Origin of the sequence: Brevibacillus sp. SKDU10 (genome assembly GCF_001645205.1) — a bacterium.
Taxonomy (GTDB): Bacteria; Bacillota; Bacilli; order Brevibacillales; family Brevibacillaceae; genus Brevibacillus_B; species Brevibacillus_B halotolerans.
In genome coordinates this window covers 1-14,308 of record NZ_LSSO01000172.1, presented here as the reverse complement: position 1 = coordinate 14,308, position 14,308 = coordinate 1, and the positions used below count along the sequence as shown (strand labels likewise).

Below are 14,308 nucleotides of genomic sequence, written 5' to 3'. Positions count from 1 at the left end.
TGGCTCTGCCTATTTTCCATAAAAAGGAGTGTATTACCGTGAACAAAAGCAAAACATTACCCAAACGAAACGAAGTACCGGACCAATTCAAATGGAAGCTAGAAGACATTTACGCTTCCAATAACGATTGGGAAAAAGACGCAGAGCTAGCAAAAAGCTTGATTCAGAAAGCGCAAAGCTTTAAGGGGAAATTAGCTGATTCGGGGAAGCAATTGTTAGAAGCGCTGACATTAATGGATGAGCTGTCTCAATTGATAGAAAAACTGTACGTGTACGCTCGCATGAGAAGAGATGAGGATAACGGAAACTCTACATACCAGGCTTTAACAGATCGGGCAACCTCTCTATCTACGCAGGTCTCCAGTGCATTGGCATATATCCAACCAGAAATTTTAGCAATAGAAGATGAGCGTCTCGAAGCTTTACTAAAAGAAGAAAGTGGTTTAGATCATTACAGAAAATTTTTAGAAGTGGAGATCATTCGTTATAAGCCGCATACGTTGTCAGCAGAGGAAGAGGTCTTGCTTGCTGAAATGCGTGAGATTGCAGGGGCTCCTTCCAACATTTTTACAATGTTAAACAATGCAGATATTAAATTTCCAATGGTTACAGATGAAAATGGAGAAGAGGTTGAACTAACAAAAGGTCGATACTCTCAATACATGGAAAGCAAAGACCGACGAGTGCGTCACGATGCTTTCAAAGCCTTATATGAAACCTACCGAAACCATAAAAATACAATTGCAGCAACACTGATTGCAAGCGTAAAACGTGATGTGTTCTATGCACGTACCCGGAAGCATTCATCCGCATTACAGGCGTCTCTCTTTAACGATAATGTAGATCAATCTGTATACGACAATCTCATCGCCACCATCCATAAGAATTTGCCTGAACTACAGCGTTATTTAGATTTACGCAAAAAAGTGTTGAGTGTAGATGAGCTTCACATGTATGATTTATATGTTCCGATTGTAGCAGAAGCCAACATGGAAATTCCTTATGAAGAGGCTGTTAAAACAGTGGAGGACTCATTGGCTCCACTTGGTGAGGACTATGGAAAGGTGCTGCATGAAGGATTCACTTCAGGATGGGTAGACGTCTATGAAAATCAAGGCAAAACGAGCGGTGCTTATTCGTGGGGGACATATTCTGTTCATCCTTACGTGCTAATGAATTATCAGGATAACCTCAATAACATGTTCACGTTAGCACACGAAATGGGCCACGCCATGCATAGCTATTATTCGCATAAAAACCAGCCATACACCTATTCTCAATATCAGATCTTTGTAGCAGAGGTAGCGTCTACATTAAATGAAGCCCTGTTAATGCAGCATTTACTTGCTCAAACGACTGAAAAAGAAAAACGCATGTACCTGCTCAACTACTACTTAGAGCAGTTTAGAGCGACTGTTTTCCGTCAGACCATGTTTGCTGAATTCGAAAAAATGATTCATGCTACCATTGAAGAAGGGCATGCGCTGACAGTAGACTCTCTTTCCAGCATGTATCGTGAGTTAAATGTGAAATATTTCGGAGACTCTGTGGTAATTGATGAGGAGATTGATCTTGAATGGGCAAGAATTCCTCATTTCTATAACAATTTCTACGTGTACAAATATGCTACAGGCTTCTCAGCTGCTACTTCTCTGTCGAAACAAATTTTGGAGGAGGGTGAACCAGCGGTCGAGCGATACTTGAACTTCCTATCTAGTGGTGGTTCCGATTATCCTATTGAATTATTGAAAAAAGCTGGAGTCGATATGGCAAAACCAGAGCCGATCGAGGAAGCAATGGAAGTCTTTAAAGGCTTGTTAGATGAATTGGAGCAATTAGCTTTATCGAAATAGAAGCGTTGCAGGAACTCATAAAAGGGAGGGTGTGTAACCCTCTTTTTTGTTTGTAAACTACTACAGCTTGTCATATAGAAACACTAGCTGGAAGCAAGCAAGAATGCTGATATGTCAATACTTCAGTTGTGTGTCTGTTTCTTGAAGAGTAAGAAGATTATTGGGTAACAGCCTTGTTTTCTGTTACAATAATAAGTGAGAAATCGCTTACGTAGACTTTTTTACAAACGCTTTCTCCATAATAATTCTAGGAAATGCGTATAAATCGGACGCCTAACCAAAAATAGACAGAGGCTTCCTGTAGTTTGAAAAATAGGAGGAGTAAACCATGACTGTTACTCAAACACAAAAAATTATAAATGTGAATATTGTTACAGAAAAAGGTATTCTTGAACAGGCCATTCTCCTTATGGAAAACGGAAAAATTATCTATGTAGGCCCTGAAAATGGACAAGAAGCAGAATATGTATACGATGGAAAAGGTGCAGCTCTAGCACCGGGATTCATTGATTTACATGTACACGGTGGTGCGGGATTTGATTTTATGGACAGCACACAGGAAGCAGTTGACGGCATTTGCAGCTTCCATGCTAAGCACGGTACTACTGGTCTATTGGCTACTACGATGACAGCTCCCATCGAACGTAATCTTGAAATATTAGAATTTTATTCAAATATAAAGGAGAACAAAGGTGCTAAAGTAGTTGGCGTTCATATGGAGGGACCGTTTATTAATCCAGTCTTAAAGGGAGCGCAAAATGGAGAGTGGATTGAGCCCCCAACACTTGCTAATATGCAAAAGGTTTTCTCGGTCGCTCGCCCAGGCCTAGTCAAGCTTATGACATTAGCTCCTGAGCTGGTTACCGAAGAAGAGGTTTTTGATCTATTGCGTGAACAAAAGGTCATTGCATCTGTTGGACATTCCTTACAAGATTATGATGGCGCATGCCAATGCTTACGCAAAGGGGTAAATCACGCGACCCATTTAGGGAACGCGATGAAGGGCTTGCACCATCGTGATGTGGGCATTATCGGTTTAGCCATGCAGAATCCAGAAATGACATTCGATTTTATCTGTGATGGTATTCATCTATCTCCTAACTTCATCCGTATTTTGGCAAAAGCATGCGAATTAAATCAAATGATGCTTATTACCGATGCGATGCGTGCAGCCGGCTTAGATGATGGTGAATATGATTTGGGTGGACAAAATGTGATCGTTCGTGGGGATGAAGCGCGTCTTTCTGATGGTACATTAGCGGGAAGTGTTCTTACCCTAGATAAAGCATTGTCTAACTTTATGAAGTTTACAAACATCCCTTTGGAAAAAGCAATTTACTTGCTTACAATGAACCAAGCAAAAAAATTAGGCATTAGTGATACAAAAGGCAGCATCCAAGTAGGCAAAGATGCTGATCTTGTACTGTTATCGAAGGAATACCAGGTTATGGCTACTTGGGTGGAAGGAAAAATCGTATTTGAAAAGACGGAGGAATAGATGATGCAGGTACAGGTTTTTGAGGATTATGACACACTCAGCCGTTATGCAGCAGATATTTTTTTAGAACTGATTAAGAAAAAATCTGATTCTGTTCTGGGATTAGCTACGGGCGGAACACCAGAAGGATTTTATCGACACCTGATTACTAGTTATAAAGATCAACAGCTGGACTTTTCAAGATTGCGTACTTTTAACCTGGACGAATATTATCCGATTAAGCGTGAGCATCCACAAAGCTATTGGACATTCATGCATGATCATTTATTTGGTTATGTCAATATACCGACAAGCAATATCCACCTTCCCAACGGCGAAACGACCAATGTGGATGCAGAGTGCAACCGATATGAAGAAGAGATAGGAGCAAACGGAGGAGTAGATATTCAAATTCTAGGAATAGGTGAAAATGGTCATATTGGCTTTAATGAACCAGGAGCTTCTTTCGATTCTCGCACTCGTATGGTTGAGCTGACTAAGAACACGATCCAAGCCAACTCTCGCTATTTCGACAGTGTGGAGGATGTACCGCGTCATGCGATTACAATGGGGATTGCTAGCATTATGCAAAGTAAAAAAATCGTAATCCTCGCAGCGGGTGTGAAAAAGGCAGAGGCAGTGGCGAAAGCGATTCAAGGTGAAATAACCGAAGCGCTTCCCGCTTCTATTTTGCAAAAGCATCCTGATGTAATCTTCCTTCTAGATAAGGAAGCGGCCTCCCTGCTCAATCATAACTAGCACATAGCTCTAAAAAGACTGTCTATCAAGTAGACGGTCTTTTTATTATTTAATAGAGAAGAATTGTTGGATAGCTCCTATTGAAGAGGATAGACTAGAGTTACTGTTTTTATATAAAAAGGTTTTAAATTTTAATTTTGTATAAAATTACATTTTACTATATTTTCCACAGTATATCAATCTCCGTCTTAAGTTGGATATAAGCTCCACCTGCTGGCCGTTCTGTTATTTCTGAAAATTAGAGAGAATAGAATAAAAAAGGAAAGAGCTGGGAGGAACAGATGTGAGACGTGTTGTCGTATCGGTTTTGGGTGCCTCTATGTTGATAGTTAGTGGCTGTGGGAGTAATGTGGAGCCAGTAGCTAGTGTACAAGAGGAGAAAAATAACAAATGGGTGGAGACCTATAAGATTGAACAAGCACCAGCTTCAACTTTACTAGGATATTCAGGAGTAGTTGAAGCAAATAAGCAGGTAATGCTAGGCTTCGGTAGTTCAGGAAAAATTGCACAAGTAAACACCGAAAAAGGGGCACAGGTACAGCAAGGTCAAGTCTTGGCCTCTTTAGACGCGAAAGTATATCAGGTTGCTGCTCAGGCTGCCGCAGGGCAAGTACAATCTGCAACTGTTGCCGCTCAGGAAACAAGGAAAGGAGCCTCTCAAGAAGCACTTGCTCAGCAAAAAATCAAGCTGGAGCGAGAACAGCAAAATGCTGCAGAGGCAAAAAAGGCCGCGAAGCAGGGCGATGTTTTGTTTCAAGGCGGTGCGCTTTCAAAAAATGATTATGAGGCTCTTCTTCTCAAAGCGAAGCAAGCAGAGATGAGTGTAAAAAATGAACAGATTGCACTTCAGGAGCTTCAAAGAGGGGCAAATCCAGATCAGCTAGCTAGAGCAAGCGCTGCCATTACGCAGGCAAACAGCGAGGCTGCACGAGCGCAAGAGAGTTTACAACAAACCAAAATCATTGCGCCATTCTCAGGAACGATCGTAGCAGTTCATGAACAGACAGGGAAGGTCGTAGCTGGGGGACAAAGCGTAATGGAGCTAGTTGATTTGAAAACGGTTAAGGTAGTTTTGGCCGTTGAAAGCGACGAGGTGGGATTTTTTACTGAAGGGAAGCAGGTAGAGATACAGGATGCTTCTGGTATAAGCAGTAAGGGGACAATTCAGTTTGTCTCACCTGTGATTGACCAAGCAAACGGGAAATATCGAGTGGAGATTCATATGAGTAACTCAGATAAAAAATGGCGAGGAGGTATGGTTGCGAATGTTAAGGTGCCTCGGCCGTTGCAGGGATTTTTATTGCCTCTAGAATGTGTAGGGCTTACAAATGAGACCCATTTCGTCATGAAAGTGGAGAATGGCATTGTTAGGAAACAACCTGTACAAGTCGGACAGATTATTAATGGAAATATTGAAATTGTAAAAGGTGTTTCAGTAGGGGAACAAGTAGTAAAAAGTGGAATCACCTATATCGTTGACGGTGAGAATGTAGCAGTGAAGGGAGTAAAACAATGAGTAAACTCCTATCATTCTTTCTCCAACGAAAGCTTATTGTGTATCTATTAACTCTCATAATTTTATTCGCAGGCTTTGCTTCTCTTGCTTCCTTTAAAGTATTCCTGGTTCCAAAAACGAATTTGCCTTGGATTATTGCTACTATTTCTGGCGGATCACTCCCTCCTGAAGAAATGGAGAAAAAAGTAGCGGAGCGAGTAGAAAATGAAGTGAAGGGCATGGAGGAGATAAAGGATTATTTTTCATCCTCTTCTAGTGGCAAGGTTCAAATCACTTTGGTGGCTAAGGAAGGAAAAGGCGAGGTAGCAAAGCAAAAACTGGAGAGCATTATTAATCGTGAGCGATCCAATTTTCCGAAAGCAGTAGAACATAGTAATATCTATCAGGCCAATTATGGTGATGAAACTCTGATGGTGTTGGCTTTAACAGGCAATGATCCTCAATCATTGTATAATTATGCTCAGGATACGCTAAAAGAGCGAATTGAGGCAGTATCTGGAGTGAAAGGCGTAGAGATTAGTAAAGGAAGCTTTGAAAATAAAATCGCCATCACCTTATTGCCAGAGAGACTCTCGGCTTATCAGGTAACCCCTGCACAAATCTATCAGGAGCTACAAAAACAAAATTGGAAGCAGGCGCTAGGAACACTTGATAACGCCGGCTATCAGACGGTTATCGAATTGGACAAGACACTGCATCATGTAGAGGAATTAAAATCTGTAATGATCCCAACACCAAGGGGAATGACATTGCTTGACCAATTGGCAACCGTGAAAGATTTACGAGGAAGTGAGAGTGATCAAACGCTTGCCATCTATAAAGGAAAACCCTACATTGGTATCTCGATAAAACGTACAGAGGGTAGCGAAATTATACCAACCCAAGCAAAGGTAGAACAGCTTATCGCCCAGATCAATCAAGAAGCAAACGGAATTTATCATCTTACATCCATTTTTGAAGCAGCTTCTTTTATCGAGCATTCCATTAGTAATTTAAGCAGAGATGTTATGATCGGCGGGGCTCTCGCTATTTTGATCTTATTTATCTTTTTACGTAACTGGCGGGTTACGATGGTCATTGCTACCACGCTACCGCTTTCGATTTTAATGACATTTATTGCACTGAAGGTATTTGGCTATAATTTCGATATGGTAACGCTTATTTCTCTTAGTCTGTCCGTTGGTTTAATTGTTGACGCTGCGATCGTGGTACTAGAGAGTATCTACCACTACCGAGAGCAGGGAAAAGCATTGCGTGAGTCAATTTTATTGGGTACGAAAGAGGTGCTTACGCCTGTATTATCATCACAGATCACCATGGTAGTTGTATTCTTACCTTTGGTATTAGCAGGCTTTGATGAAGCGTTGACGCCCATTTTCACTACGATTGCTTTTACAGTGACAGCGGCTATTGTATCATCTACGATTGTATCAATTTTCTTTGTACCGATTTTCTCAGATAGCTTTCTAAAAAATGATAAGCAAAAGGTGAATGGAAAAAATCAAAAGGATAATATCCTAGTGCGGGGGTTCGACCGTATCCTGCATCTGTGCTTGCGTCGACGATTTGTTGCACTTGGTCTAGCTTTTCTCATGTTTTGCAGTATCTTTGTGCTGGCCCCCCGCGTTAAAACCAATCTAGGGATTGATGTGAACGAGAACTTTATCTTTGCAGATATTACGTTGCCGCATGGAACGTCCTTGGAGGCTGCCAAACAAGTCATTTCTCAAACGGAAGAAAAATTGTCTGCGATAAAAGAAATAAAAGATGCATACATTGGTGGAAATTTAGAACGATTGCAGTTACAAATCGCATTATTTCCGAGAGCAGAGCGCTCATTGAGCAAAGAAGAAATTGGCAAGCTGATCATGGAAAAAACAAAAGAAGTAACAGGTGTAGAACGCTTTTCCTTTAGCACCGATAGCCCAGACGGTGGTGCAGTAACTGTTGAAGTAGAGATTACTGGCAAAGATTTAGAAAAGGCGAAAGAATTAAGTGAGCAAGTATCAGCAATGCTTGTTGGTATAGAGGGTATTTCAGGTGTTCGCAACGATTTTAGTGAGGGCAAAGAAAAGATAACCCTCATTCCCATAAAAGAAGCAATGAATCGATTACAGGTGGACGAACGGGTACTAGCTCAGCATTTATCCAGCATGATGGGTGAGCAAAAAGTGGCTGAACTTACAACCGACGGAACAAATGTGGATGTAATGGCTCGACTGCCTGAGCAAGAAATGAAACATCCTGAGCAACTAAAGAAGCTATTAATTCCCACACAAAATCAGACAATGATTCCACTAATAGATGTCGTCGAATGGAAATATGGTAAGACGCCACAACAAATTAATCACCGAAACGGGGAACGTGTAATTAAAGTGTCTGCCGATCTTGTAGGAATCGATCCAGGGAATGCTACCCGTTTGTTACAAACGAAGCTGGATCAATTGGTAGTGCCGGCCGGCTTGCAAGTGGAGTTAGCAGGCAGTCTTAAAAATCAAGAAAGCAATATGTCCAGTGCATTGTTTGTGTTTTTAGGCGCTATTGCTTGCATCTACCTGATTATGGTTGCGCAATTCGGACGTTTGTCGCATCCATTTATCATAATGCTGACATTACCTATGGCAGGAGTAGGCGTTGTTACTGGTCTCGTGTTGACACAACGCATGATGACAGCTATGTCCATCATTGGCATCATTATGTTAATCGGTATTGTCGTCTCCAATGCGATTTTGTTAATCGATCGAATAAATTTACTTAGAAAACGCGGTGTATCGTTACAAGCCGCAATTATTCAAGGGACACATGAGCGAGTACGCCCTGTTTTAATGACTAAAATTACAGCCATTTTGGGTATGGTACCTATGGCTTTGGCATTTGGAGATGGTGCTAGCTTAGAAGCTCCGCTCGCAACTGTAGTAATAGCGGGACTTGTGTTTCACACCTTAGTTACACTAGTGCTGGTGCCGGTGCTGTATTCCGTTTTTGAAGGAATTCGGGATTGGTGGAACCATAAAAGAGATAAGCGCATGCAAAAGAGATTACAGAGATCATTAGTGGCATCCGCAGAGAGTGCAGTAGGGGAAGAAAAATAGAAAAGTAGCTTAGGGATAACAGAACGTAACCAATAGAAGGGCTCTCTTTACTCGATTCGGAGTGATGAGAAGCCCTTCTATTTATTTCGAGCAGATCTAAAGATTTCAGATGACATGGTAGATTTGTTTGTAGATATCCTCTAAAATATGGAAAAGGGAGAGGGGAATTACATGACTAACGTATTTGCTCTACATATACCAGCAGAACTAGAGAAGGATACATTTACACGTTTATTAGATCATGTATCCCAAGAAAAACGTGAAAAAATCCTTCGATTTCGCAGACGTGAGGATGCCTATAGAGGATTGCTGGCTGATTTGCTCGTTCGCTATATTTTGCTTACACATCACTTTATTTCTAAAGAGGAGATTCAATTTGAGTACAATGAGTATGGTAAACCTTACCTGCCATATACAAATTGCAATATTAACTTGTCTCACTCTGGTGAATGGGTGGTGTGCGGTACAGGCGTTGAACCTGTAGGAATTGATGTAGAACAGCAAAAGCCCATCGAGATGGAAATTGCTAAGCATTACTTTTCAAAGCAAGAGTACACGGATTTAGTAGTAAAATCAGAAGGAGAAGAACAGCTGTCGTATTTTTATGACCTTTGGACGTTGAAGGAGAGCTACATCAAGGCAGTTGGGAAGGGGCTATCCATTCCTCTTTCCTCTTTTTCCATTAGAAAAAATGAGAATGGTACCATTGATTTTAGCGAAGAGATACCGTCACAGACGAATTGGTTCTTTAAACAATATCAGCTAGCTAAAGGATATCCGTTGTCTGTATGCAGTGCTAGTAATCAGTTTGCAGAAGAGGTAAAAATGATTCGAGTAGACGAATTGATTCAATATTTTGTCTGCTAAATCGAATGAAAATGTCATTTGTAGCGAAAAGGAGGAAGGAAATATGTATCAAGCATTGCTGCATCACGGTCAAGCAGGCTTAAAAGGGGTTACGATAGCAGAACGAGCTAAACGGATATTGGCTGCTGATGAGGTGCTAGTTCGGCTGAAGGCATCCGGTTTAAACCATCGGGATTTACTAACTATCATGTGGCGAAGTGAACAAGACGCTCCGCTGGTTCTGGGTGCTGATGGCGCTGGAGAAATTGAAGAAATAGGTAGTAAAGTAGAGGGATGGCATGTAGGTGACGCAGTAATCTTGCATGCAGGCGTAAACTGGTTAACCAAAAGCGATGCTCCTCCTGCCTCGTTCGAGATTTTAGGGACTTCCTTCGATGGGACCCATGCTCAGTATATTGTGGTTCCTGCTTCCCTGCTCGTGAAAAAGCCTACCTATCTTACATGGGAAGAAGCTGGAGTACTCTCTGTAGCAGCTCTTACCGCTTATCGCGCAATATGTACAAAAGGACAGGTCAAAAAGGGAGATACGGTGTTGATTCCTGGAATTGGGAGTGGGGTAGCTACCTTTTTACTTCAAATGAGTAAGGCCTTGGAATGTCGTGTCATTGTTACTTCCCGGAGCAAAGCGAAACAAGAAAGGGCTCTGAAACTAGGTGCTGACGTTGCGATTGATACAGCAACCGACTGGAACGAGGCCTTACAGGGCGAGAAGGTTGACGTCGTGTTTGATAGTGTGGGTCCTGCTACATTTCAGCAATCATTGCATCAACTGCGCCCTGGGGGGACATGCGTTACATTTGGTGCCACTACCGGTGATATCATAGAATTTAATCTAAGAAGCTTTTTTTACAGCCAGTGTAATATTCTAGGAACCACACTGGGTAGCAAGGAAGAATTTATTGAGATGCTAGGCTTTATGGAACAACATCAAATCCGCCCGATTATAGATCATGTCTATGAGCTAGAGCAAGGTGTAACTGCCCTTCAACGACTACAGGATTCGGAACAATTTGGCAAAATCGTATTACGAAGAAGAGAAGCAGGGATGGATCTTAAGGGATAATACGCTTAATAATAGAAGGAAAAAGGAAGGAATTCCTTAGGTAAGATTTGATGAAACATATAAGCCTCATATGCTTGTAGCAGTTTTCTACAAGATTTACTTCTAACTCTCTTCATCCTCGCGTATGCATGTACAAATAGGGCGGAAAGGGAGAGTTACGAATGAAAGTATTTGTAATTAGTTTGCGCAAGTTGCTATATGGCTCTGCTGTAGGGGTTGGCTTAGTACTTGCCATCGTACTGGTAATATGGAAAGATCCATTACATGTCGCAACCCTGTTCCAATTTGATCGGGAAAGCATGGAGACAACAGCAAAAGTAGCAGACAACCCGTTTGCCTCCGAAAGGCCTCAGGTAGCTATGGATGTACAGGTAGAGAATAATGAGATAGCTGTTAATCTCATCACCACAGGCTTTACCTTTACGGAAGAGCAGTCCAACGCAGAACAAAAATTGGAGTCCATGCATGGGAAGGGACATGCACATCTATATGTGGATGGAAAAATGATTCAGAAGATTTATCAACCCCAATTTACTATTAAAAATATGCCAAAAGGGGAGCACGAATTGAAAATAGAATTAGCTTACCCGAATCATCTATCTTACAAGGTAGAAACAGTAAAAATACTGCAAATCAAATAGATGAGAAAGAAGTGCCTCGATGGTTGATACCTTATCGGGGACTTTTTGCTATATAAAATGACCATTAAAAGATATGATGGTATATAGCAGGAAAATATACGGTTTGATGGAATATTCTGATTAATGCGGCTAGGAGGTCGAAAAAATGGCTGATCTTCGTTCTATTACGATGGGAGATTTATTAGATGAGACAGCAGACATGTTTCCTGACAAGGAATCCATTATTTATCATGAGCGTGAACTTACATATACATATCGGGAGTTTCAGTTGGTATGCAATCAATTAGCTCGGGGATTTATGGCCTTAGGTATCCAGCCAGGCGAACATATAGCAATTTGGGCTAATAATGTTCCGGAGTGGGTATTAACTCAGTTTGCCACAGCTAAAATAGGTGGTGTGCTCGTGACCGTTAATACAAACTACCGTACACATGAGCTCGAATATTTGCTGCATCAATCGGATGCTACTACCTTACTATTAATTGATCAGTTTAAGGGTGTTTCCTATGTCGACATGTTGCATGAAATTTGCCCAGAACTACAATCTGCGACACCTGGCGAGCTTCAAGCAGAACGCCTCCCTCAATTACGCCGAGTAATCTATCTGGGAGAAGAGCGTCAGCCAGGCATGTATTTATTTAAGGACCTCTATGAGCTAGCTGAACAAGTGACGGAAGCGGAGCAGATTGATCGTCAAAAGACGATTCATCCCGATTCGGTAGTTAATATGCAATATACCTCAGGTACGACAGGATTTCCAAAAGGTGTCATGCTTAGTCATAACAATATTATTAACAATGCAATTCAAGTAGCTAGTTGTCAAAATTTACACCAAGAAGATCGCGTTTGCATTCCAGTACCATTTTTCCATTGCTTCGGCTGTGTCATGGGAACTTTAGCCTGCGTAGCAACGGGAGCGACGATGGTTCCGATCATTACGTTTCAGCCCAAAGTTGTTTTGGAGGTGGTTTCTAAGACAAGGTGCACTGCGCTATATGGAGTGCCAACTATGTTTATTGCGGAGCTTAATGAACCCACCTTTGCGCAGTATGATCTAAGCTCATTACGCACTGGTATCATGGCGGGTTCGCCTTGCCCAGAAGAAGTAATGAAAAATGTCGTAGATAAAATGGGGATTCGTGATATTACGATTGCATATGGGCAGACGGAATCATCGCCAGTCGTGACTCAGACTAGGGTAGATGATAGCATCGAGCTTCGTGTGTCAACAGTAGGTCGTAAGCATGATCCGGTTGAAATTAAGCTAATGAATCCGGAAACAGGGGAAGAGGTCGCTAGAGGCGAGCAGGGTGAACTTTGTACGCGAGGCTATCAGGTTATGAAAGGATACTATAAAATGCCGGAACAGACAGCTCAGGCGATTGATTCTGAGGGATGGCTACATACGGGAGACTTAGCAACCGTTGATGAATCGGGGCACTATCGCATAACAGGACGCCTGAAAGACATGATCATTCGTGGGGGAGAAAATATTTATCCGCGTGAGATTGAAGAGTTTTTGTATACTCATCCCAAGGTGTTGGATGTACAGGTTATTGGTGTTCCTGATCCTCACTATGGGGAACAGGTATTAGCATGCGTTAAAGTACGGGAGGGCGAAACCCTGACATCAAATGAGCTTAAGGATTTCTGTCAGGGGAAGATTGCTCGCTTCAAGATTCCATATTATGTACAAATTGTAAGTGATTACCCGATGACAGCCTCTGGTAAAATTCAAAAATATAAGCTGAGAGAACAAGCCATTGAGATCCTTGGCTTGAAACAATCTGCCGCTACTAGGGAGTAATTCGAAGGAATAAATACCTGTATGTCAAAATTATAGTCCATCCATAAGTCGAGCTTAGTGAAGGGGATTTTTTTAGTACACAGCTAAGGGACAACGATAGTACAGATGATCAATTTTGTCAGTGGCTAACTATTTTAAGGCTACAGTATTTTCCCTTCTATTTTACAGGAAGAAAGTTTAAAGAAAAAACAAGTTTCTTTCTTTTTCCCTCTTCAAGTTGAACTTAAAAATCAGCCCTGTATGGGTACCTCCAACACAAGGGGGAAAACATACACGAAGCATATTTTGGTCTAAATAATGTTTGGTTGACAAAAAAAGTTTTTTGTGCTATATTTTACTTTATAGAGTTAAGGTATATAATAGGATTCTCCTGGCCGGGAGAATCCTATTTTTTTATAAATTGAAGGAGAGTGTTTGTATGAAAAAAGGTGAGTCAAGTTTAACTGCGTTAATATCAGCATTTGGCAGAGCCTATCATAGTCAATTTGATACCCCTAAAATCTTTAATGACTATATAGCTAAAGACTTAATCTCACAAAAAGAATTTAATGACATCAAAGAGAATATGGTTCAAGGCATACATTTCTTCAACAAAGATATTGCGCAAAAATGTAAAGAAAATACAGAAGAAATATTAAAATGGATTACCCAGGTCCAGCTTTCTCCAACACCCTTGGCACGTTCTGCGTATTGTGAAAAAGTATTACTTCATGAAGTTTCGTTAGGGTTAAAACAATATGTCATACTTGGTGCCGGTTTAGACACCTTTAGTTTTCGACATCCAGAATTGGAAGACAGCTTAGAAATATTTGAAATTGATCACCCTGTTACACAGGAATTTAAAAAGAAAAGATTGGATCAATCCAATCTCAAAATTCCAAATAATCTTCATTTTGTTTCAATGGACTTCACCAAAAAGTTTTCCTACCAAGAACTAATAAATGAAGGGTTTGATAACAAAAAAACTTTCTTTAGTCTTTTAGGTGTTACTTATTATTTAACTAAAGAAGAAATTTCTGGTTTGATAGCTCATTTATTCACCAAGGTCCCATCAGGAAGTTCCATCGTTTTTGATTATGCCGACGAAAACTTATTTAAAGAAAAAGGCATCTCTAATCGAGTTGAAAATATGGTAAAAATGGCTTCAGCAAGCGGTGAACCAATGAAATCTTGTTTTTCTTATTTTGAAATTGAAAAAATATTGGAAGAATCAGGTTTGCTGATTTATGAACA

The 14,308-nt window shown here is 40.9% G+C and carries 10 protein-coding genes; all 10 read left to right on the top strand.

What is annotated here, in order from left to right:
- The first annotated feature begins 38 nt into the window (after nucleotides 1-38).
- Entirely contained in the window at nucleotides 39-1,853 is a 1,815-nt protein-coding gene (pepF, locus tag AYJ08_RS15085) for an oligoendopeptidase F (RefSeq protein WP_064018421.1), read from the top strand.
- A gap of 328 nt (nucleotides 1,854-2,181) precedes the next feature.
- The gene (gene nagA, locus AYJ08_RS15080) at nucleotides 2,182-3,351 is read left to right on the top strand and encodes an N-acetylglucosamine-6-phosphate deacetylase (protein WP_064018420.1); all 1,170 of its coding nucleotides are present in this window, start codon (nucleotides 2,182-2,184) and stop codon (nucleotides 3,349-3,351) included.
- 3 nt (nucleotides 3,352-3,354) lie between these two features.
- Entirely contained in the window at nucleotides 3,355-4,089 is a 735-nt protein-coding gene (gene nagB, locus AYJ08_RS15075; RefSeq protein WP_064018509.1) for a glucosamine-6-phosphate deaminase, read from the top strand.
- A 283-nt stretch (nucleotides 4,090-4,372) separates the two neighbouring features.
- Nucleotides 4,373-5,605: an efflux RND transporter periplasmic adaptor subunit gene (locus AYJ08_RS15070; protein ID WP_064018419.1), complete on the top strand. Its 1,233-nt coding sequence runs from the start codon at nucleotides 4,373-4,375 to the stop codon at nucleotides 5,603-5,605.
- The gene (locus AYJ08_RS15065) at nucleotides 5,602-8,697 is read left to right on the top strand and encodes an efflux RND transporter permease subunit (RefSeq protein ID WP_064018418.1); all 3,096 of its coding nucleotides are present in this window, start codon (nucleotides 5,602-5,604) and stop codon (nucleotides 8,695-8,697) included. Before AYJ08_RS15070 ends, AYJ08_RS15065 begins: the two co-directional genes overlap by 4 nt.
- Before the next feature lie 171 nt (nucleotides 8,698-8,868).
- On the top strand, nucleotides 8,869-9,564 hold the full coding sequence (locus tag AYJ08_RS15060; RefSeq protein ID WP_064018417.1) for a 4'-phosphopantetheinyl transferase family protein: 696 nt from the start codon (nucleotides 8,869-8,871) through the stop codon (nucleotides 9,562-9,564).
- A gap of 43 nt (nucleotides 9,565-9,607) precedes the next feature.
- Nucleotides 9,608-10,627, top strand: a complete 1,020-nt coding sequence (locus AYJ08_RS15055; RefSeq protein ID WP_064018416.1) for a zinc-binding dehydrogenase — start codon at nucleotides 9,608-9,610, stop codon at nucleotides 10,625-10,627.
- A gap of 161 nt (nucleotides 10,628-10,788) precedes the next feature.
- Nucleotides 10,789-11,268: a hypothetical protein gene (locus AYJ08_RS15050; RefSeq protein WP_022583825.1), complete on the top strand. Its 480-nt coding sequence runs from the start codon at nucleotides 10,789-10,791 to the stop codon at nucleotides 11,266-11,268.
- Nucleotides 11,269-11,413: 145 nt separating this feature from the next.
- Nucleotides 11,414-13,075 (top strand): AMP-binding protein, encoded by a 1,662-nt coding sequence (locus AYJ08_RS15045; protein ID WP_064018415.1) that lies wholly within the window; start codon nucleotides 11,414-11,416, stop codon nucleotides 13,073-13,075.
- Between the two features lie 418 nt (nucleotides 13,076-13,493).
- Nucleotides 13,494-14,308: class I SAM-dependent methyltransferase (locus AYJ08_RS15040; RefSeq protein ID WP_064018414.1), on the top strand; the 815-nt coding region annotated here is incomplete at its 3' end.

Excerpts from the sequence above, each read along its gene's own strand:
- nagA (WP_064018420.1), top strand. The coding sequence starts at position 2,182 with ATGACTGTTACTCAAACACAAAAAATTATAAATGTGAATATTGTTACA.
- nagB (WP_064018509.1), top strand. The coding sequence starts at position 3,355 with ATGCAGGTACAGGTTTTTGAGGATTATGACACACTCAGCCGTTATGCA.
- AYJ08_RS15065 (WP_064018418.1), top strand. The coding sequence starts at position 5,602 with ATGAGTAAACTCCTATCATTCTTTCTCCAACGAAAGCTTATTGTGTAT.
- AYJ08_RS15060 (WP_064018417.1), top strand. The coding sequence starts at position 8,869 with ATGACTAACGTATTTGCTCTACATATACCAGCAGAACTAGAGAAGGAT.
- AYJ08_RS15055 (WP_064018416.1), top strand. The coding sequence starts at position 9,608 with ATGTATCAAGCATTGCTGCATCACGGTCAAGCAGGCTTAAAAGGGGTT.
- AYJ08_RS15050 (WP_022583825.1), top strand. The coding sequence starts at position 10,789 with ATGAAAGTATTTGTAATTAGTTTGCGCAAGTTGCTATATGGCTCTGCT.
- AYJ08_RS15045 (WP_064018415.1), top strand. The coding sequence starts at position 11,414 with ATGGCTGATCTTCGTTCTATTACGATGGGAGATTTATTAGATGAGACA.